Here is a 21,668-nt window from a genome sequence, read left to right as displayed (position 1 = left end):
ATAAGCAGTTCTCCTTTTTTGATTAGTCCGTTTCTTAGTGGTCCAGGAATACAAGCTGGATGAAGAACAATACCGCAAAAATGTAGAATATTGGATGAACATCCTTGCCCTTTCCGCGAAGCAGCTTGAGAACCGGATAGAAAATGAAGCCTACGCCGATGCCTGTCGCAATACTGTGCGTCAACGGAGTAAGTATGATAATCAGGAAGGCAGGAAATGTTTCTTCGAGATCCTTCCAATTGATTTTGCTGATTACGCTAATCATAAAGTAGCCAACAATAATCAGTGCGGGAGAAGTAATCGCCGGGATACCTGATATCACACTTACGATAGGTGTAAAGAACAAAGTAAGAGCAAGCAGTATACTTACCGTTACCGCAGTCAGTCCTGTTCTTCCTCCCGCAGCCACCCCTGTGCTGGACTCAATATAAGCCGATGTTGGGCTCGTTCCGAGCAAAGCGCCAGTGGTAGTCCCTACGGCATCTGCCAATAGTGCGCCGCGTGAGCGCGGAAATTTACCTTCCTTCAGCAGTCCTGCTTGTTCAGCAACGCCAAGCATCGTCCCCGTCGTATCAAACAACGTGATCAACAGGAAAGTAAATATGATGGTATACAAACCATTAGAGAATACGCCTGCCAAATCCAGTTGGAAAGCCGTTGTCGTGAGGCCATGCGGCATGGATACAATCGATTCCGGCATTTGAAATAGTCCCATGATCCAGGCAAGTACCGCTGTTACCACCATTCCGATGAACAGATAACCTTTTACATTGTAAGCCATAAGTACAACAGTGATAATCAATCCGATAATGGTCAGGTAAGTCATAGGCTCTGCCAAGTTCCCGATCGTAATCAAATTTGATTCTGAATCGGCAATAATCCCGGCATTTTGCAGGCCTACCGTTGTAATAAACAATCCGATCCCTGCTGTTATCGCGTGCTTAAGGCTCGCAGGAATGGCATCAAGCAGCATGTAACGAAATGAAGTAAGCGATAAAATAATAAACAAAAGCCCTGCTATAAATACCGCTCCTAGTGCAACCTGCCAAGACACGCCATATCCAGCAACTACACTATAGGCAAAGAATGCATTCAGACCCATACCAGGCGCTATGACGATCGGATAATTGGACCCGATTCCCATGATCAGAGTCGCCACAATACTCGCCAACACCGTAGCAATAAATACTCCGTTAAAGTCCATCCCTGTGCTGCTGAGTATTCCTGGGTTTACGATCACTATGTATACCATTGTGAAGAATGTGGTGATCCCTGCGATGATCTCTGTTGAAACGGTCGTACCTCTTTCTTTTAGTTTGAACCAATTGTCCATGATTAAAGCCAGCCTCCAACCTTCAAATTAATCTCCAAAGCCAAAAACAAAAAAATCCCAATCATCGTAATAGGATTGTAATATTACCGCTCCTATATTCGTCATTAGGATTAAAAAGCTAAGATTCTAAACCAATGATAAGGATACTCATATCTGCTTTACCCTGATGCCCTTTCGAATTTTAATTAATATTACACTCATTGTCAATGAATTAACGTATTGTTCACAGTTATTTACGAACTATACAGAGATAATATTGAGTACTTATTCGCTTTTTTGAGTAAGCTATACTGAATTAAGTCCTATGATTTGGACTACATTTCTGTCTTAGACAAAGTAAAATTGACAATAGAAAGTTCCATTGTTATTTGATACCCCAAGCCTTCATATAAGCGAACAGCAGGCAGGTTATTTGCTAATACACCCAGATAAACATCTGGTGACAGTTTTTTACCGAGGTGTGTCAATTCACTTGTTAGGCGTTTAGCTAATCCTCTTCCTCTGTAATCTAGCCTGGTAACAATGTTCCCAAGCTCTACTAACTGAGGGTCATAAAAATGGTAGCCGCCCACAGCTATGAAATCTTCCCCTTCCTTAATTCCAAGAAAAGGATAATTCTCTAACTCACTTCTTGTGAAAAACCTCATTTCCCCACTATGTAAAAAATCAATTACCTTAGAATATTCATTTTCATTTATCTTTTTTGCAATGTGAGCTTCAAGGAGTTTCGATTCATCCTGATGTTTCATAGTTAAAAAACGTTGAGGATTTCCTTTGATGAGACCAAAGGATTGAAAAAGTTCAAGGTCCCTTTGACAGAGTATCGTGCCACATACAGCACTTTCGTCAAGTTGGATAATTTCTCTTGTAAAAGCGATTAGTTCTGGCAAAAAGATATCACGATCTTCAACTCGGAAGAAAGAAAATGCAGGAAAGGATAGTTCGCTAAAATAAGCTAATACGGCTGTAAGTTGACTATTCATAAATTGACCAACATATTGAGCCTTGTCCTTACGTTGCGTTAAATAACTATAGAAAAGCAGATTCTGTTCTGTATTAATGTGGGGCAATAATTTAATAATTGTATCGTGAGTAAGCAATCGATGCGAAAGCATTTTAACACCTCTCTATCTATAATTTCTATTCTACTGGATAAGGTGTATAGACATAAAGGGTAATTTTGAACGAATAACTTACAGATCTCTTTTATAAAATTCGCTTCTGCTGCCAGAAGTAGAGTATAGTAGGCGTAGTAAAAAATATATTCCAGGAGGTTACAACCATGCCACACGATATCTGGATTAACCTGCCAGTTAAAGATGTTGAGAGCTCCACTACTTTTTTCAATGAGATTGGATTCCATGCGGTGAGTGTTGGTAACGAGAGAGCCCAGCTGTCCATAGGTCAAACAACGATTCTGCTGTTCCCGGAGTCGACGTTTGAAAAATTTACAGGTTCAAAAACAGCAGATACTTCCCATAGCGCAGAAGTAATATTTTCCATTGGCGCTGAAAGCAGAGAAGAAGTAGATGCCTTTATTCAAAAAGTGGAGTTTGCCGGAGGAAGCATCTTTGGCAAACCGAGTGAAAGCGACGGCTGGATGTACGGCGCAGGATTTGCCGACCTGGACGGTCACCGCTGGAACCTGCTTTACATGGATGAGAGCAAAATGCCGAAAAAATAAGTAAAAACGCTGGTCACCTGTTAAGGTCACCAGCGTTTGTTCATATGGTATGCCTGTACGGAATTGAGAACGTATTAGGGCAGCTCTACTGCAAATCCATTATTTTTTGAATGGTTATAAGAACGCCGTTTTCTTCATTAGATTTCGTAATGAAACTTGCTGCTTTTTTGGTGTTCTCGCATGCATTGGCAACAGCAAAGCTGTATTTAGCAATTGCCATCAGTTCAACATCGTTCTCTCCATCACCGAACGACATCGTTTCCTCCGCGGTTACCCCCAGCATATCCTGTAATTTTTTTACCGTTTCGCCTTTATGGGTATGAAGAGCGGTAATGTCCAGCCATTTGGCTTCAGAGTCGACAATGTAGATTTGGCCATGTAACCTTTGTTCCACATGTTTTCTAAGCATTGTGCTTCTGCCTTCTGTATCAAATACGGTTATTTTGATAAAATCACTATCAATTTCGGAAAAGGAATCCATTTTTATCACTTGTTCGTAAGAGCCTTTAACTACGTTGTACATATCATCAGGGATAGAGGAATGTACGTATGCTGCATCGCTTGCACATACAATGATTGTCATTTGAGGATCAAAAGCTTGAATTTCTTCAATGGCTCTTAGGACGAGTGTGCGATCTATGCTAAACTCTTTAACGACTTTTCCATCTTTCTTAATTCTGGCTGCGCTATCTCCAAGAATCCAGATCCCTTTTCCATGGTTACCAAACAACTTTTCTACTCGTTCACACTGTTTTCCCGTGCAGGCAACAAACGTTATTCCTTTCTTTTGCATTTCTTCATGCACTTCATTAAAAAGTTCAATATCAAATGAACCTTGATTATTCAAAAATGTTCCGTCCAAATCAGTTACTACAAGTTTAATCATTTAAATCCCTCCGATTTCAAGTAATAATTCCCTTTATAAAGTATATTTATTAAGAATCTACACCAGTTCCTGTAGCTATAACGCAATAGTAGACTCTGTAACTGGTTCCATGTCAACCCCATCTATCCAGTGATAAAATACATTTTTATACATTAGCAATTCCTTTTATATGGAACTAAACTAAAAAAACCTCTAAATCATTAAGAAGTTCTCAATGTATAGAGGTTTTTTCGATTGGATAATCTGTTTTCAGATAACATGATCTGTTAACTCACCAACATTAATGTGCCGTATAACCTCCATCAACAAGCAAGGTCGTACCATTTACAAAACTAGCATCATCGCTGGCTAAGAACAACACAGCTTTTGCTACTTCTTCTGGTCGTCCAAGTCTGCCCTGTGGATGAAGTGAAGTTAAATATTCTTTGCTTTTTTCATCTACGTTCTTCAATAAAGGCGTTTCAATGTATCCAGGACATACCGCGTTGACGCGGATTCCCTCGCTTGCATAAGCAGTACATAAATTCTGAGTTAACAGCTTAACGCCCCCTTTTGCCGAAGCATAAGCTGTTGTTTTAGGCAGCGCAACAAAGCTGTGTATTGAACCAGCATTAACAATAACTCCGCCATTTCCTTGCTTAAGGAATTGTTCAATTGCATATTTGTCGGAAAGGAATACACCTGACAAGTTAATATCGATTGTTCGTTTCCATTTATCATATGACAATACATCAGCGGTTTCGTCATCGGCAACCCCTGCATTTGCATACATAATATCCAACTTACCATATTTCTCAACGGTTTCATTAATCATGTGCTTAATATCTTCTTCTTTAGTAACATCTGTTTTGACAAAAAACGTATCATGACCTTCCCCATTGAGTTCGGTAGCTAGTTCTTTACCATGTTCAGAAAAGTCAGCAATGACCACTTTTGCTCCTTCTTTTGCGAAAAGGCGAACAGTGGCTTCACCAATTCCACTGGCACCACCTGTAACAATAGCTACTTTTTCATTTAATTTCATAAGAATCAACCGCTCCATTTCATCATTAGTAAGATTCATGAACTTGTACTCCTCAATCTTACTCCTTTAATTTTGAAATACTATCCTATAATGTTCTGTGTAATAATGGATTGTATCCCCCCCATTTGTAGGGTATTTCATTTGAAGGGAACGGAAGTACGGATGAGATCCTTTTTTCGGATATTTACTCATTCAGACATGGATCATATGGATAATCATTATTCTTCTTATTTGGATACCTGGGTTCAATCCCAGCTAACCATTTTAAATATGGCAAGCTTACAATGGCTTCAAAGGTTGGTGATCTTTTATTTCATTCAGCGCTTCTTGGGTAAATGCACAATAACGTTGAATTGATCGCCGTGAATCTCGACTTTGATCTCCCCTCCATGCAACTCAACGATGCTTTTCACAATAGCCAGTCCTAGTCCCGATCCCTCTGTCTGGCGAGATTCATCTGCTCTTTTGAAACGTTCAAACAGTTCTTCCGCATCAAAATCAATCTCATAAGCAGAGGTGTTTTGAATTTTGAATCTTACCAGATCATCAGTCTCGTCCAAATAAATATAGATCCGCGTTCCTGGAAGCGAGTATTTCTGCGCGTTGCTAATTAAGTTTTCGAATACACGCCATATTTTATTACCGTCCAAAAACGCATGGATCGGAAATTTCGCAATCCTCTCCCGCATTTCGAGCGACGCTTGTCCCATATGAGTGTTTGATTCCGCGATTGCTTGGGTCAACAACGTTGCCACATCGACGTACTCCAAATCCAGCTCTATTGTACCGCTGGCCATCTTGGAAATATCGAAAAGGTCTTCAATTAACAGTTTCAGACGAAGCGCCTTGCGTTCCAGCGTTTCAATATAGGCTAGGGTTGTTTCCGAAGAATGATTTTCTTTTTTTAATAAATCAACGTAGTTAATAATCGAAGTAAGCGGGGTCTTCAAATCATGCGATACGTTGGTAATCAGTTCCGTTTTTAACCGTTCGCTTTTCATTTGATGTTCCAACGCGCTTTGATACCCGGCTTTCATATTGTTAATATAACCAGCAAGTTCAGATAGGGAATCGTTTCCGGTATCTTGAATTGAATTTTGAATATTTCCTTCGGCAATCTCTTTACTCCCGTTGATGATGGCGATGAAACGTCTAAGCTTGGAGAGTATATAAGGAACCAGAAACAACACACATAGCAACAAATAAAGTACGAGCCATCCCTGTCCGTAATATGTGACTGCCTCCCAAAAACAAATGCCGGCTAAGGCGGTCAGCAGAAACATAATAATGAGGCCAAACGTTAGTCTCCCGTTTAGCAGACTGGCTCTAAAACCGGTTCTCCAAATATGGAAGTAATCTAGCAGCACACTGCCGTCCCAGAAGGAACGTTTATTATGAGGTACCTTAAAATAACGAAACAGTCTGGCTACCAACAAGCCCAGGATAATAATGGAAATAAGTTCTAAGATGAAACTTGAAGTTGAAAATCTCAGACTCAACCCCAGGTATGAATACTCGTTTATAAGTATGAAGATCCCTAAAATAACTGCGATTATGATGACAAGAAGGTCGATTCCAATCTTTCGATCTTCTTTACTTTTTCTCGATTTTGTATCCAATTCCCCATACCACCTTTAAATATTTTGGGTCTTTAGGATTGATCTCAATTTTCTCACGAATATTTCTCACATGTACGGCAACCGTATTCTCTGAAGCAAAGATCGGTTCATTCCACACGCGCTCATAAATCTCTTCAATAGAGAAAACTCTGCCCTTGTTCTCCATCAGCAGCTCCAAAATTTTGTATTCCTTCGCAGTCAGTCTAACGTCCTCTCCATCCACCTCAACAGTCTTCGAACTTTTGTTCAGCACAAGTCCTTTTACTTGAATGATCTCTTCCCCGATGGAGTGAAAGGAACCTAAATTCGTAAACCGGCGCAGCTGAGATCGGACTCTAGCGACCAGTTCAAGCGGATTAAACGGTTTCGTTATATAGTCATCGGCGCCAACGTTGAGTCCCAAAATCTTGTCACTATCCTCCGATTTGGCGGAAAGCATTATGATCGGTATATTTTTGTTTTCACGAATTTTAAATGTCGTCTTAATTCCATCAAGCTGTGGCATCATGAGGTCCATGATAATAAGATGAATCGTTTCTTGTTCAAGGATTTCCAGTGCCTCCAATCCGTTAGAGGCCGTAAAAACATCTACATCATTGCTTTTTAAATAAATAACGAGAGCTTCTCGAATTTCCGGTTCATCATCTACAACAAGAATATTATTTATCTCCATATTTCTCACCTTCATCGCGTAATTGCTCCTACAACTCTACAATACTTTCTGCAGAGGCACCAGTTGCGTAAAACAAATACATTTTTCCATTTTCGTTTCATCAGACCATCATACAAGATATAAATAAAAAATCTCCGATATAAAACGAATGAATTTATGAAGTTTTTATACATCGTTAGCTAAGTAATGGAGACCATTATGAATCCCATGGCCAATGTTTATCCAAAAAGATCATGAGGTTCATTTTTTTTTTAGATTTTCTTTAGAAATACTCTAATCAATTCCTTATTTTTTCTCGTTAAGATACACCTATCCACATAAGGAGTTGAAAAAATGATTGTTCAACACGTGCTAGATCTTATCCATCAATATGGGTACCTTTTCTTTTTTCTCGCCTTCTCCCTGGGCCCATTCGGAATCCCAATTCCTAATGAAGTAACCATTATTACCAGTGCCGTTCTATGTCGTTCGGGATCTATCGATCATTGGGCTGCCTATATCAGTATTCTGATTGGTCTGCTAACAGCGATTACAGTTGCTTATTTTACAGGCAAATTATTCGGTCACAAATTGAGGAATACATTCTCACACAATAAGCACTATCTCATAGCTGAATCCATTTTAAGAAAAAGAGGCCATGTAGCGATGTGTATCGGAATGTTTATCCCGGTTGTACGTTATTTCATGCCTTTGCTCATTGGACTGAGCGGTGTTCATTATACGAAATTCGCTCTTATAACATACTCCAGCGCCCTACTCTGGACGATCACTTTTTTTGCTTTGGGAAATTTCTTCGGAACCCCAATCTTATCAATGCTGGAGGTTATAAAATGAAATCAAAGGACTGTCTGCTATTTTTAAGAAGTTTTATGAGGAGCCCCAAAAATGTGGGGAGTATTATTCCAAGTTCTCGTTTTTTGGCCAATACGATGGTTAAACAAGCAATTTGGCAAGAAAATATGGCAGTTGCAGAGCTTGGAGCAGGGACTGGGGCTATTACCCGATATATTCAAAAAAATGCACATGAAAACACAAAAGTTTTATTATTTGAGATGGATCAGACGATGCGAAGCATTTTACAGAATGAATATCCGAATTTCAATTCACATCCAAACGCCGCTACTTTAATGAACACAATGAGGAACGAAGGCATACATGAACTCGATTATATATTTAGCGGTTTGCCATTTTTTAATTTTGAGCGTACTTTGAGGGACACTTTAATTGAACAGATTCACCAAGCTCTAAAACCTGGGGGACAGTTTATTGCTTTTCAATATTCTCTACAAATGAAAAAACAGCTATCCGAAAAATTTATCATTGAAAAAATTGTGTTTGTACCTCTAAATATTCCCTCTGCATACGCTTATGTGTGTCGTAAAAAAGAAAGTAATGAATAGCTAAGTCTTCATTGTTATAGTTTGAATTAAGGAAGCTCTATGGCCCCTTTATAATTTATCAAATTTCATCCGGGATAAATAAAAACCAGTGAATGAATTTATATTCCACTGGTTTACATTCTTATTTCGTTTACACGGATTCTTTCAATACATAGGATGCCTGGGGTTACCGGCAACATTCATGAAAAAGAATATTTCTTTACCTTCATAATCCTTTAGAAGCATCGTGAATGATATATCCCACAGAAAAGCTATCACGGTAACAAATTTCCAGAAAACAGGAGATAGAATACTGGTTTCTGTAACGAAACCTAACAACCCAATCCATGTAATGACAGATACGACGAAATCTATTTTGCTAAGTTTTGATTTATACTTTCCTTTTAATAAAAATGCGAGAGATGCTGTTCCCAGCAATCCAAGATACATCGTCCATAAAAAGTAAACCACATATATTCCTCATTTTTGTTATTTTTTTATAAATTTCATATCTCCTTTTATATCCTTTTGCATTATAGCCAATTAATTTCGCAATTGATATATTAAAAACCTTCCATATATAGGTGTCATTCCGCTATCCGCTCACGGTCTATAAACCTTATCCGCGACATTCTTTCTTTTTACTATCAATAAAACAAAAAAGCCGCTTAAAATAGCGACTTTCAATGGGCATATGTCTTGTCTCCCTCTGGTCATCCTTTGCTTAATGGTATTCCGGCTGACCAGATAGACTTGAGCTACAAATCTCATTCCGCCTCTGTCGAGAGCATTCGGCGCTTTATCACAAGCTCTGCTTATTCTTCTTTACTAGTGTCTTAAACCGTGCGATTTCTGGAGGCGCCCAAGCCGGACAGGAGCAACAGAGCGCTAACGGCAAGCAGCAGCAATAGCGGGGGGCTCCAGCTTGCCGTGATGTCATGAAGCAAACCGAACAAGATCGGTCCGGTTGCCGCCAGCAAATATCCAACGGATTGCGACATACCGGACAAAGAAACTGTATCGTGGGCATCTTTCGTCCGCAAGCTTAAAAAGATCATGGCCAAGCTGAACGCACATCCCCCACCAATTCCAAGTAAAACTGTCCATAACGAAATGAGAGCATTTCCCCCAAAGTAAAGGCCTCCCAATGAGACAAACAACAGGATAGTCATTATGATGACCAGTAAACGTTGGTTCTTCATGCGTCCCGCAACAATCGGCACGATGAACGCTACGGGCAGCGCAGCAGTTTGAAACAGCGATAACATCCAACCGGCGCTGTCTTCACTCAATCCCCGGCTTGTCATGATTTCAGGCAACCAAGCGACCAAAACATAGAAAAAGAGAGACTGCATCCCCATAAAAATCGTAACCATCCATGCCAGTGGCGAACGCCACAGACTTCGGCGCTTCGATGCACCGCTCGTTGCTGCACCGGCAGACACCCGACTCGCCCGAGCTTGAGGTAACCAGAACAGTGCGGCCAACAGAACGAGTATGCCCCAAATGCCGAGCGCGCCATTCCAACCGAAACCGAGGTCGCGGGCGACCGGAACACTGATACCGGATGCGATTGCACCACATAAATTCATTGACACGGAGTACACACCGGTCATGAGGCCAACTTGATGAGCAAAATCACGTTTGACCAGGCTTGGAATGAGTACGTTGCATACCGCAATCGCCAACCCAATCAAAGCAGTGCCTGCAAACAAAGAAGCGGTTGCGGCCAACGAACGGATAGCAATACCCACTACGAGTAAAACCAGCGCATAAAGCAGGGTCCGTTCCACCCCAAAACGGCGTGCCAAAATGGGTGCGAACGGCGAGAGCAGCGCGAAAGCAAGCAACGGCAGTGTAGTGAGCAGACCTGCCGTAGCATTCGACAGTCCGAGGGATTCACGAATCGAACCGATCAATGGACCTACCGACGTTAGTGGCGACCGCATGGTCAGTGCAATCAGGACGATGCCGAGGATGATCGGCCAACCCAACGACAACGACTTCTTCCCGATCGTTGACTTTGTATCGCTTAGTACGCTCATGGCCGCTCGTCTCCTTTGACCTCAAAAACAGCTTTTGATTCCGCAATATAACGGTGAACCGTTGCCACGGCACGATCGGCATCTTGGTCAACAATTGCTTCGACCAGTTGCCGGTGCATCTCCTGGAAACTCGTATCGATTTCATAACGAGTCAGGCTTATAATCGAATCTTGTGACGCGTCCGCGATATGGTTGTATAATTCGATCAAGATTTCATTATGAGACGCCGCGATGATGCCTTGGTGTAGACGAATATCCTCCGTTACAATGCCATCCATGTCACCGCGTGCTGCCGCCCCCTCCCAGCGTTCCAGTTGGAGAAGAAGCTCGCGAGCCTCGTCGTCCGTTCTGCGCTGTGCGGCAAGATGGGCTCCCTCGCGTTCGAGCGCATGCCGGACTTCCAATGTTTGCATCGTATCGGAGCGCATGATTCGTTTATGTAGTACAACTCCCAGCACGCTCGAAGAGCAGACGTACGTTCCGTCCCCTTGCTTCGTCTTCAAGAGTCCCGCGTGGACCAGGGCCCGAATGGCTTCCCTCAATGTATTGCGGCTAACATTCAACTCGACCATCAACTCCGGCTCGGCCGGAATACGCGTCCCGACAGCCCACTTGCCAGATTCGATCTGTCTTTCCATTTGCAATGCAACTTGCTCGACCAGCGTCAGCCGATTTGTTTTCTGAAGCATACGTAAGCCCTCATTTCATCTATTTTTTCAAACATAGGATGTTTGGTTAATCGGTATTATAGCACACTTATATTATGGAGACAACTCTTTGCCTAAAAACTGCCTATGGATAATCAGGACAAGAACTTGTTCCTATAAAACAAAAAAGCCGCTATAATAGCGACTTCCAATTAGTTTAATATCAAACCAAAAGACGATCCAATCCAATTGCACTTATTAATAATCGCTCCTTCTTAGTTCCGAGCATTTTTTGTGTCCAGTCTACAAAGCCTCCATCACCAATGTAATACTCCTCATCCTCGATTACTGTCTTTAAAGTGAATTGCAACCCCTTATAGTACTGATTCTCCTTATGAGGAGAACCTGTACTTATGACCACATCATTTAATTCTAAACTTTCCCCATAATCAGTGATTCTTGATATTAAACCCGCGCTATCTTTATATCCACCTCGCTCACTAAAAATAACCTCGATTCTGGAATTGAAGAGTGATTTAAAAATCGTTCGATAAATTTCGATGTGTTCCCACAATGATTTTTTCTCGAAATCGTATGATCCTTGGTCAACCCCTGAAGTCACCATACAGAATAAGTGAAAATGAGCGAGCATTCCTGGAGAACCACCAAAATACTGTGCTCGTACATGTCTATGGGTAGTACAATATCGCATGTAATTCTCTCTAGAGGTTTTATGGTATTTAATCAGATCAGCGATATGTAACGCGATAAGATTCGTTGCATCTGAAACAACTTCCGTCCCCCGAAGTGCCGAAATGACTTTGTTTTGGTCAACTGTACCTACTACTGAGGTACAGCCCAATGGGGCAACAGGTGACAACTGGAGTGGGGATACTCCCTGATTTACAGCTACTTTCAGAATATCCATTTCCAATTGTTTTAGTTGAAGCGGTTCCACCTTTGCTGGATGAACAAACCGATTTTCTGTGTATCTCTTAAGTAGATCATTTGGAGAAGCTCTTCTAGCCTTCTCATTAAACACCTTCAAAAGAAGCGTATTTAGATCGCTGCCGGAGATTTCTTCTGTGAGGAGAGTAATTAAATCAGATTTCTCAAGTCTATTCAGTATTCTTTCAAGGTCTCCTGAAAGTTTAGGCTTCAAATTACTCACTCCTTTTCTCGTCTGGATCTGTGTTGGAGACTTGTGAAATATTATATTTGGAGCATAGGCTATGGTCTGAGGGTACTGCAGTTCAGATTTTTTTTCCTTGTTAAGGGTGATCTGGTGAATGATGTAATTCTTGTTTGTGCCCTATTGACTTTTCTTGTGTTTAATACTCTTAAACCAAACGTAGATAAACATCAAACCGACAGCACCCCATAAAAAAGGTTGTGTATATGGGGCGGCTATCTCATTAATATTCTTCCAATTCTCGCCTAATGTCTTACCTAGAAATACGAATAAAATAGCCCATGGAATCGAGGCCAATCCTGAAAAAAGTAAGAAAATAAAAATATTCATTTTGACAATACCTGCTGGAATGGAAATTGCTTGTCGAACAACAGGAATAAAGCGCGAGGTGAACACCACACCAACTCCATACTTCTGGAACCAGCGTTCAGTCATATCCACATGCTTGGATTTGATATGCAAATATTTTCCATACTTATCCACTAATATTCTTCCTCCGTATCGTCCAATTGCATACAGAATCACATGTTGCAGCAGGCATCCCAGAGTCCCGAAAATTACAGCCTGGACCAGACTCAATTGTCCGTGATAAACTAAATAACCTGCATAAGCTAAAACAATTTCACTTGGAATAACTTCAAGCGTCATACCCAGCAAAATTCCCCAATATCCCATCCCCGTGATAACTTCCAATATTTGATTAATGATATCTCCCATCGCTATTCCTACCTTCACGTTTAATTACTCCGTGCACCCAATAGAACGATATCAAACTAAAATTGGAATTTGATTAAAATCGATTTTTATTTTACCCTGGAAAATTTTTAATTTTTCCTTTTTCACCTTCTTAATAAACAAGCCATCATCTATCTTCAGAATGTAATTCTAATTAATTAAAGAATAGGGATGTAAGCAATCATCTCTAAGACGACTGTTTACATCCCTATCATAAGATGATTTTTTCGAAAACATTGTAACAAATAAATAGCTATTGGCCCATAAGGACCATCGATAATTTCTATTTTTGTTTCAAAAATATCTATCAAAACATCTGGATCCATAACCTCTTCTATGTTCCAAATTCATGCCTTTGACCACCAGAAAGCTCATCTAAATATGTTACAAAATGATTTTCTTGTCGCCAAATAGTCACGATTTTTGCTTAGATTCAGAAACATCCATGTTTGCTACCATAATTTGGCCTTCAACTATATTCAAAAGTCTTCCAATCATCAAATGCTCTTCTGTCAATAAAGTGGACAGTGTAGCTAGGATTTTTTCATTGATGTAACGTGCTTTTGGGGATATTCAGTTCCTCTACGACGTCAGACATCGTCCTCGTTTGCTCTTGAATGTACTTGACCGTTTGCTTTTGTTGTCCTACATCCAAAATTCGGTCACAGAGTGCGCACCCAGGTTGCAGTGCCGAACCACGTTTGGGAAGCGCGCTGGGACAACTGAATTATGACCCACCAAGACAGAGACCAATTGCGATGAGCATGTTTGTGAGCTAGAATGTTCCTTATAAAGGGATGGTGAGAAACAAATTGGAAAGGTATAAAACCATTGAGAGTGCTCCATTTGCGGTACTTGAAGATGCAAACTATAAGCTTAGACAGATACAACATATCAGAAATACTTCTAATGATTGGGAACTAAAACTACAGTTCATTGAATCCCATCTACTTCTTGTAACATCAAGCGGCCAAGGCTGGATAACAATGGATGGACAGCATATCAAATGGGAAGAAGGCTGTGTATACATTTTCACACCAGGTCAACTTGTACAAGCCGAAACGCAGTTATTAGATGACCGCGGGTGTTATCTTCTACGATTTGATATTGTTAAGGATTCTGATTCCACGATCATTTCCTCCCTGGAAACGAACAAAGAAAACTTCACGTTCCCAATACAAGGGAAGATCAATCTTTCTTCTACAGTCTCCGTAAACTCTTTGTGTGAAAAAATAGCTTACGGCTCTGAAAGTAATGATTTTCTGAAGCGGTTTCGCAGCCAAATCCTCTTTCAGGAACTTCTATATGAAATTTTCCAGGACAGCCTTCTTGTTCTGGAACATGATCCGGAATCTGCTCTCGAATATGTAAAGTCCTATATGGAAAGACATTTTCAACGAGACCTATCCATAGAACATTTGGCGAATGTGGCAGGAATAAGTCCTCGTCATTTTATGCGGTTATTTAAAAAGAGATTTGGCTGCAGTGCAATCGATTATCTGGCAGTGTTTCGAATTGACCAAGCCCAGAAGCTAATGAAAACAGGCAGCGAATACCGTCTCAAAGATATCGCGCATCATGTGGGTTATTCTGATGATATTTATTTCCGCCGTAAATTCAAACAGATTACAGGGATCCCTCCGGCAACGTTCATTAGAAACAACAAGCAGAAAATTGTCGCCTACAACCCTCTCAATATTGGACAGTTGCTGCCACTTCAGATTACACCCAGTGCAGCACCAGGAGATCATCCCTGGACAGATTATTATAAAAGAAAATACGGAACTGATTTAGTTCTATCATTGAATTCAACAGAATCGATGAAAAGAAGAGAGCTACTCCTAACTAAACCTGATTATATTATTGGCATCGATAGCTTCGTGTCAGTCGAGGAGCAAGCACAGATCAAACGAATTGCCCCTTCATTTTTCGTGCCATGGATGGAGAAGGATTGGCGTGAGCATTTACAACTGATTGCAGCTTTCTTGGGCAAATCATCCATTGCTGAACTATGGTTTGAAAAATATGAACGCAAGTCGACTTTCGTACGAGAACAGATACAATCCACGATTAATGAAGACACACTTCTTGTCTTAAGAGTTACTGGTGAGCATTACAACATTTTGGGGCATAGAAGCTTAACCACGGTCTTTTATGATGATTTGCACATTACTCCAGCAAATGGTATCGATCCTTCAAAACCCGATTACCAAGTAAAACCTGCAGAACTGGCCGCTTACGATGCCGACCGCTTATTAATTATTCTGGATGAGGATGCACGCGCGCATTCAAGTTGGCAATTACTCAAGCGTTCTGAAGCATGGCGTAATCTTAAAGCAGTAAAAAATCGTCGTGTTGACTTCCTTCCTACTTATCCATGGGTTGAATATACAGCATTCACCAATGACCTGGTTTTAGATGAAGCGCTGAAACTTTGGCGTAATCGTGCATAAAACTTTGTCCTTATCGTCAATATTCCGAGATTAAAAAAACAATTATACTCTTTTTATGTGATAATGATAATCAATCTTATCAATGGATTGTCATTTGCAAATTTTATTATTCAAGGGGAGCATCAAGAAATGAAACATCAAGTACGTTTGAGTATAGGGATCATCATCGTATTGTTAGTCGCGCTGTGCACTGCATGCGCAAGCAGCAACACTGGATCGGACAAGTCCGCTACAGCCATTGGAGCTTCGGGATCATCAGAAACAGCTGTTTCTGATAAGAAGCGCATAGTAGCCAGTGAAAAGGGAGACATCAGTATTCCGGCAGATCCCCAAAGAGTTGTGGGTCTGTCTGTTGTTTATCCGGAATTTTTGTATGCGTTGGGTGTAAAGCCTGTTGCAGTTCAGAACTACCATCCAGAATTCCCAGCTTATTTGCAAGACGCATTGAAAGATACGTTGAAAACTGGTCTTGCCCAAACGCCAAATTTTGAGGCTATTTTGTCCACGCAACCAGACCTGATTATTGCTCCTGTTTGGTGGTCAGATAAAGACTATGATCAATTGACAGGAATTGCGCCAACCGTGCTCCTGCCACAACGAGATAATTGGCGGGATGAGCTGCGGGATATCGGTGAGGTTCTCGGTAAGAAAGATCTCGCTGAAAAGGTCATCCTGGATCTACAGAATAAAGAAGCAGAAGCCAAAATAAAGTTAGATTCCCTGGTTGGCAATGAGACAGTTATGTATATGATGATTATGGCTGATGGGATTGTGGTTTATGGGGAAAATATTGATCGTGGCAAGTTTATTCACAAGGAACTGGGCCTGAATCCGGTCAAAGACTTTCCACAAAGTGAGATGAGTGTCACGATTTCTTTGGAAAAAATACCTGAATATAATCCTGATCATATTATTTTGCAGCTCGATGATGAGTCCAGCGAAAAAGTCCAAAATAGATATAAAGAAATGGTGGACAGTTCATTGTGGAAAAATATGACTGCTGTCAAGAAAAACCAGGTATATACAATGGGTGGTAAGGAATGGTTTAGTCTGGGTATGTCTCCTCTTGCAGACAGCAACGCCGTAAACGATGTGCTGCTTGCATTCGAGAAAAAAGAAAACTAAAATGGAATTTAAAAATTTTGAGGATCGTTTTTCTATAACCTTGCATGAACCAAGTCATATGTTGCTTGCTATACCAGCAAAAGACCTGCTTCATGAAAGTAACATGTTACATCTTCTCGACACTTACGGCCCTCTAATTAAGTCAGGTGAACGATTCGTCACCGCAGCTTTTGTCTGTAACTGGTTGGCTTCTCTATGTAATGGGATGCAAAACATGCTGTTCTGTGGTGAAACTTTTATTTATAATTTGTCATTAGACAACCTTATCGTTCAATTGTATACGGATGGTCACTACCCTTTAATCTCATTTAAAATTAAAAATACAAGCCGTATCCATGTTCCGGATCAGAGCCGAGAAGAATGGCTTATTAATGCTCTTAACACATTTTATAGAGAACACGTAAGACCTCTATTAGAAACATTAGCTAAAGTAGTTCAGATCAATGTCCTCAGCTTATGGGGACAAGTGATCAGTACCTTATATGGTCATATCGAAGAAGAACCACCCCCGCTTTCAGGGGAGAACAGCAAAGGTAGTATCCATGCCATCCTTAGGAATGGTTTAAGGGTTGGTACCTTTGGACTGCAAAAAAATCCATTTAAAATTAAGTTGAGATATATCGAGCATCCGAATGACCCCAACTCGCAAATCTTAGTTAAATCGGTCTGCTGTCTGGCTTATCGTTTGGATGCAGGATTCGGTTACTGCTATTCTTGTCCACGACTTAAGGAAGCTGCTCAATCATCTATGGATAATTCATAAAAAATAAAACCGATCATCTTGAATTCTGTTAGAGATGATCGGTTTTATTTTTGGTTACATAATTTACATAATGAAATACGCAACGATGGGTCATTAGGCTAAATGGCTGAAGCTGGTTTCGTCACGAGCCGGGTATGTCGCTTTTAAATTCCTTTGCTCTGTTAATTCGTATATGAATCAGATATTCAATGGGACTAAATTGGGATGCGTCCCTGCTATGCGCCCCAAAGACTGTAATGTAACATTAGATGAATAATGACAGTTTATATGCTGAAGCGTCCGATAAACAGAATCAGCATCATATTCTGTTATGGTCTGACTACCGTTCACCGGAAAATTCGACTCTTGTTCAAAGTCGGGCATTCATCCAACGGTTACTCATGGCAACAAGCATGGCAATGCTAAGTGAAGCTCCGGCAGAGATCAAGAACATGGATGAGTAACCGACATGGTCTGCCGCCATACCTAACATTATGCTACCAATCACGGTTCCAAGATCGGACATGGAGATAAACAGCCCCATCCATATTTTTCGTCGTTCTTGTCCAAGTACGATGCTCAGGTAAGCGGCAAGAACGGGATACATGTTCGCGATGCCATAGCCGACTGCGATGCCGCCCACATACAGCACCCATGTCTTGCCTGTATACGGGGCAATGGCAACTAGTGCCAGACCTATCGTGATCGAAACTAACAATCCCCCCACATAAACGGAATGCCAATTCCCGTCCGAAGGCAGTCGCTTACGCAAAGCAAATCTCGTTGTTACGACTACTCCCGATTGTATGAAAAAAAATACCCCCGCATTTCCGATCTCGGCCTGCATCACGTATAAAGCCATGAAGGCCGTTATCGCGCCGAATCCAATCGTCGTGCTTATCATCACGATGCTGCACAGAATGAAATGGCGGTTCCAGAGCGTGGCTTGTATGCTTCCAGTAATATCATGTTCTCCCGTCTTCTGCTCAGAGGAACGTGTGACCACTTTGATGCGCTTTGTGTCTCTTCCTGTTCCATAGGCCGAGGTGAGAGTCAATGCGCCAAGAACTGCAAGGCCCGCATAAAATCCGTTCATTCCCGCTTGGTCCCAGGCGATCCATCCCAGAGCGGGCATCATAACCGAGGGCAACAAGCCAAACAGCAAATACAGTGACAATCCCTGCGTTCGGTCACGCTCGGATAGCAGATCCATCACGGTCATCTGCACGACCAGTGAAAAAAAGGCGGCAACGGCTCCTTGCAAACCCCTGATGAGAATAAGAGGAACGTTGCCCTGCCAAACGTACAGAAGCAAAACGCACAGGTGCCCTGCTAAGATGAAACGCAAAATACGGGTAATCCCGATTCGCTCAACCACTAATCCCGCCCATGGTCGCAGCAGCATGCTAACCAGCAAATATGTACCCATAATAATGCCGATCCTATCGTTACCAAAACCAACGCTTCGCGTATAAAGAGGCAATATCATCTGAACGAAGGCGTTTGCACTGTAAAACAAAAAAGTTAGGGCATACAGGCGCAACAACGCGGGAGAAAATACGCTGTTGTAGGTATCTGCCAAACCTTCGCTTTGATTCATGCCCATGCACCTTCCCGCTGCCCTGATTCAGCATAAAAGTGCCTATCCTTGCGAATCGTGCCTAACTCTGGACGTGTGGAGAGTGAGGCATCCAACAGCTGTTTAACTGCTATCTCCTCAGACTTCATCATTTCAGCCTTCGTTGAGAAGCTCCCGCACAGTTTACCATGATCCATTACAGTCCATTGGTCACACAGCGCAAAAGCAGCCTTTAGATTGTGCGTGATAAATATGTAGGACATATCCCGTTGTTCCTTCAAATCGCGTAAAACGCTGATAATGTGCACCTGGTTGGCGACATCAAGGCTACTGACAGCTTCATCAAGCACGATGAAGCTGGGGTTAGAGATCATGGCGCGCGCGATGTTGATGCGCTGCAGTTGTCCACCGCTAAATTCTTTTGGCAACTTGTTTATTGCACTTGCGGGCAATCCTACCATGTCCAGAGCTTCGCCGATACGATAAGTCTTCTCCCTGCTCGTTAGTCGCTCAAAATTGTCGAGTGGTTCTGAAATGATTTGCGCTGCCGTCATCTTAGAATTGACCGACGAATAACAATCTTGAAATACGGCCTGTATATGCTTCCGCAATTGTTTCTTCGTTCGTTTGTCGCTCGTATACATGTCCTTACCATGAATAAGTACCGTGCCAGATTGAGGGCGCTGCAAGCCGAGCATGATTTTGCCGAGCGTACTCTTGCCTGCACCGCTCCCCCCCAATAACCCAATGCATTTTCCTGCCTCCAGCGTCATGGAGACATCCTTCACAACTGCTTGAGTCCCCTGTTTCGATTTCTGTAAGAAGCCGTGCGCAGAGTCATAAGCGTGCGTAACGCGGGAAAGCTCCAGCAATGCCATGTTTACTCCTCCGTTCAGTCATTCAACCGGCTTCGCAGCAATTCCTGAGTGTAGGAATGCTGTGGCCGGTTGAATATGGATACTACGTCGTTATGCTCCACGATCCGCCCTTCCTTCATGACAATAACTTCATCAGCCATCTCTGCGATGACATCAAGGTCATGCGTAATGAGCAGTATGGCAACGTTATTGTTCAACCTCAGTCTTTCGAGTTCCTCCAGTACGCGGTATTGATTGACCGTATCCAGTGCGGTGGTAGGCTCGTCCGCAATGACGATAGAGGGTGACATACACATCGTGAGTGCAATCAACACTCGTTGCAACATCCCACCGCTAAGCTCGAACGGAAACCGCTTGAGAAGTCCGGCCGGATCTGGAAGCCTTACACTTTCGAGAGCCTGCATAGCCAGACTCAAGGCCTCTCTTTTGCTACACCTGGAATGCGTACGAATCGTTTCGACAAACTGACTTCCAATGGTATGAACAGAAACCAGTGCATTCATTGGATTTTGCACGATATAGCCTATATCGTTGCCTCGAATGGTGCGTAACTCCTTTTCGGTCATACTGTTCAGTTCATTACCTCTTAACCTGATGCTACCGTTTACGCGTATACTGGGATCGAGTAATTGAAGAATGGATCGGCAGGTCAGCGTTTTTCCGCTGCCGCTCTGTCCTGCGAGACCAATGACGCGTCCTGGCTGCAACGAGAACGAAACGTGGTGAAGCAAGCGCTGAGAGGACCCGTCAGTGATTACGTCGACACAGACATCATGAAGTACGAGCAATGGTTCAGGAGTTGCTGACCTTGCGTGATGATTTTCGAACATGGAGTGTGCTCCTTTCCTTCACTTTTTTGACACCGAGCAATTGAGACAACGATTCCCCTAATACATTGAACGCGGTCACTACCAGTAAAATACACATTCCAGGGTACAGCATTAGCGAAGGATGTTCGCGCAAATAGCCGCGTCCCTCATTAATCATCGCTCCCCATTCAGCGGTCGGAGGCTGAATGCCCAGGCCCAGGAAAGAAAGGGCTGAAATATCCATGATGGCCCACCCCATCTCAAGCGTACCAATCACTACAATCTGTGGAAAAATATGCGGAAAAATGTGTCTTCTTAAGATGGTTAATCGACTGGAACCGCAAATGGTGGCAGCCATCAAGTATGGCTCTGAACGCAGTTGTAACACAAGACCTCGGGTCATACGTGCATAGTACACCCATTGTACTAGCAGCAGTGCAATGATGACCTGATATATGCCCGGTCCCAGCATGCCAACGATGCCTAACACAAGGACAAGGTTCGGAAATGCAAGCATGCCATCGCATATTCTCATGAACAGCTGATCCAACCAGCCACCTACATAACCGGATAACATGCCGATAAATACGCCAACGAGCACGGAGACGGAAAAGACGCCTAACACCAGTCCAAACGAAATGCGGACGCCATAGATGAGTCTGGATAACACATCTCTGCCCAAATGGTCAGTACCCAGCCAATGCTCTGCCGAAGATGGCAACAGCTTAATAGCCATTCCAATCTTATACGGATCGTGGGGCGCTATCCATGGAGCAAAGACGGCTGTCGCTGCGCAAACACCCAAAAACAATAGGCATAAACCTGCGAGAAGTCGTTTACTAAAAATCATGCCTCTTAACTTCAT

The 21,668-nt window shown here is 42.2% G+C and carries 20 protein-coding genes and 1 pseudogene; 6 read left to right on the top strand and 15 right to left on the bottom strand.

The window, feature by feature from the left end:
• Nucleotides 1-34: 34 nt before the first annotated feature.
• Both ACFVQB_RS18540 and ACFVQB_RS18535 read right to left on the bottom strand, forming a co-directional pair.
• Entirely contained in the window at nt 35-1,333 is a 1,299-nt protein-coding gene (locus ACFVQB_RS18540) for an NCS2 family permease (protein ID WP_379441953.1), read from the bottom strand.
• A gap of 314 nt (nt 1,334-1,647) precedes the next feature.
• The gene (locus ACFVQB_RS18535) at nt 1,648-2,448 is read right to left on the bottom strand and encodes a GNAT family N-acetyltransferase (protein ID WP_379441952.1); all 801 of its coding nucleotides are present in this window, start codon (nt 2,446-2,448) and stop codon (nt 1,648-1,650) included.
• Between the two features lie 167 nt (nt 2,449-2,615).
• On the opposite strand from ACFVQB_RS18535, the gene ACFVQB_RS18530 reads away from it, so the two are divergent.
• Nucleotides 2,616-3,017, top strand: a complete 402-nt coding sequence (locus ACFVQB_RS18530; RefSeq protein ID WP_379441951.1) for a VOC family protein — start codon at nt 2,616-2,618, stop codon at nt 3,015-3,017.
• An 85-nt stretch (nt 3,018-3,102) separates the two neighbouring features.
• Here ACFVQB_RS18530 and ACFVQB_RS18525 read toward each other — a convergent pair whose 3' ends face one another.
• From ACFVQB_RS18525 to ACFVQB_RS18510, 4 genes are all read right to left on the bottom strand, one after another.
• Nucleotides 3,103-3,903, bottom strand: a complete 801-nt coding sequence (locus ACFVQB_RS18525) for a Cof-type HAD-IIB family hydrolase (protein WP_379441950.1) — start codon at nt 3,901-3,903, stop codon at nt 3,103-3,105.
• 280 nt (nt 3,904-4,183) lie between these two features.
• Complete coding sequence (locus ACFVQB_RS18520; protein ID WP_379442867.1) at nt 4,184-4,927, bottom strand: SDR family NAD(P)-dependent oxidoreductase; 744 nt, start codon at nt 4,925-4,927, stop codon at nt 4,184-4,186.
• Between the two features lie 317 nt (nt 4,928-5,244).
• Nucleotides 5,245-6,546, bottom strand: coding sequence for a sensor histidine kinase (locus ACFVQB_RS18515; protein ID WP_379441949.1), 1,302 nt, complete (start codon nt 6,544-6,546; stop codon nt 5,245-5,247).
• Nucleotides 6,521-7,219, bottom strand: a complete 699-nt coding sequence (locus tag ACFVQB_RS18510) for a response regulator transcription factor (protein ID WP_379442864.1) — start codon at nt 7,217-7,219, stop codon at nt 6,521-6,523. Before ACFVQB_RS18510 ends, ACFVQB_RS18515 begins: the two co-directional genes overlap by 26 nt.
• 333 nt (nt 7,220-7,552) lie before the next feature.
• Between ACFVQB_RS18510 and ACFVQB_RS18505 the strand changes: the two genes are divergently transcribed.
• Both ACFVQB_RS18505 and ACFVQB_RS18500 read left to right on the top strand, forming a co-directional pair.
• A complete protein-coding gene (locus ACFVQB_RS18505; RefSeq protein WP_379441948.1) occupies nt 7,553-8,053 on the top strand; it encodes a DedA family protein in 501 nt (166 codons plus the stop codon).
• Complete coding sequence (locus ACFVQB_RS18500) at nt 8,050-8,619, top strand: class I SAM-dependent methyltransferase (RefSeq protein WP_379441947.1); 570 nt, start codon at nt 8,050-8,052, stop codon at nt 8,617-8,619. The genes ACFVQB_RS18505 and ACFVQB_RS18500 overlap by 4 nt, the downstream gene beginning before the upstream one ends.
• 815 nt (nt 8,620-9,434) lie before the next feature.
• Here the strand turns inward: ACFVQB_RS18500 and ACFVQB_RS18495 are convergent.
• The 5 genes and pseudogenes from ACFVQB_RS18495 to ACFVQB_RS18475 all read right to left on the bottom strand — a co-directional run.
• Nucleotides 9,435-10,643: a CynX/NimT family MFS transporter gene (locus ACFVQB_RS18495; protein WP_379441946.1), complete on the bottom strand. Its 1,209-nt coding sequence runs from the start codon at nt 10,641-10,643 to the stop codon at nt 9,435-9,437.
• Nucleotides 10,640-11,332, bottom strand: a complete 693-nt coding sequence (locus ACFVQB_RS18490) for a FadR/GntR family transcriptional regulator (RefSeq protein WP_379441945.1) — start codon at nt 11,330-11,332, stop codon at nt 10,640-10,642. Before ACFVQB_RS18490 ends, ACFVQB_RS18495 begins: the two co-directional genes overlap by 4 nt.
• A 181-nt stretch (nt 11,333-11,513) precedes the next feature.
• Nucleotides 11,514-12,452 (bottom strand): hypothetical protein, encoded by a 939-nt coding sequence (locus ACFVQB_RS18485; protein WP_379441944.1) that lies wholly within the window; start codon nt 12,450-12,452, stop codon nt 11,514-11,516.
• A 150-nt stretch (nt 12,453-12,602) separates the two neighbouring features.
• On the bottom strand, nt 12,603-13,199 hold the full coding sequence (gene uptA, locus ACFVQB_RS18480; RefSeq protein WP_379442860.1) for an undecaprenyl phosphate transporter UptA: 597 nt from the start codon (nt 13,197-13,199) through the stop codon (nt 12,603-12,605).
• Between the two features lie 218 nt (nt 13,200-13,417).
• A pseudogene (locus ACFVQB_RS18475) lies at nt 13,418-13,718 on the bottom strand (hypothetical protein); the annotation flags it as partial.
• Nucleotides 13,719-14,029: 311 nt separating this feature from the next.
• On the opposite strand from ACFVQB_RS18475, the gene ACFVQB_RS18470 reads away from it, so the two are divergent.
• The 3 genes from ACFVQB_RS18470 (at nt 14,030) to ACFVQB_RS18460 (ending at nt 17,558) form a co-directional block, all read left to right on the top strand.
• Nucleotides 14,030-15,670 carry a helix-turn-helix domain-containing protein gene (locus tag ACFVQB_RS18470; protein WP_379441943.1) on the top strand — a complete coding sequence of 547 codons (1,641 nt, stop codon included), beginning with the start codon at nt 14,030-14,032 and terminating at the stop codon, nt 15,668-15,670.
• A 129-nt stretch (nt 15,671-15,799) separates the two neighbouring features.
• Nucleotides 15,800-16,795, top strand: coding sequence for an ABC transporter substrate-binding protein (locus ACFVQB_RS18465; RefSeq protein WP_379441942.1), 996 nt, complete (start codon nt 15,800-15,802; stop codon nt 16,793-16,795).
• 1 nt (nt 16,796) lies between these two features.
• A complete protein-coding gene (locus tag ACFVQB_RS18460; protein ID WP_379441941.1) occupies nt 16,797-17,558 on the top strand; it encodes a (2Fe-2S)-binding protein in 762 nt (253 codons plus the stop codon).
• Between the two features lie 349 nt (nt 17,559-17,907).
• On the opposite strand, the gene cntE is transcribed toward ACFVQB_RS18460, so the two are convergent.
• Genes cntE through nikC form a run of 4 tightly spaced genes read right to left on the bottom strand, consistent with a single transcriptional unit; the run spans nt 17,908 to nt 21,668 of the window.
• A complete protein-coding gene (gene cntE / locus ACFVQB_RS18455) occupies nt 17,908-19,137 on the bottom strand; it encodes a staphylopine family metallophore export MFS transporter CntE (protein WP_379441940.1) in 1,230 nt (409 codons plus the stop codon).
• Nucleotides 19,134-19,994, bottom strand: coding sequence for an ABC transporter ATP-binding protein (locus tag ACFVQB_RS18450; RefSeq protein WP_379441939.1), 861 nt, complete (start codon nt 19,992-19,994; stop codon nt 19,134-19,136). The genes cntE and ACFVQB_RS18450 overlap by 4 nt, the downstream gene beginning before the upstream one ends.
• 14 nt (nt 19,995-20,008) lie before the next feature.
• On the bottom strand, nt 20,009-20,824 hold the full coding sequence (locus ACFVQB_RS18445) for an ABC transporter ATP-binding protein (RefSeq protein WP_379441938.1): 816 nt from the start codon (nt 20,822-20,824) through the stop codon (nt 20,009-20,011).
• Nucleotides 20,787-21,668, bottom strand: a complete 882-nt coding sequence (gene nikC / locus ACFVQB_RS18440; protein WP_379441937.1) for a nickel transporter permease — start codon at nt 21,666-21,668, stop codon at nt 20,787-20,789. The genes ACFVQB_RS18445 and nikC overlap by 38 nt, the downstream gene beginning before the upstream one ends.

It is taken from the genome of Paenibacillus sp. NPDC057886 (assembly GCF_042796655.1).
Classification (GTDB): Bacteria; Bacillota; Bacilli; order Paenibacillales; family Paenibacillaceae; genus Paenibacillus.
The sequence above is the reverse complement of the archived record's forward strand: the minus strand, read 5'-3'. Positions and strand labels throughout refer to the sequence as shown.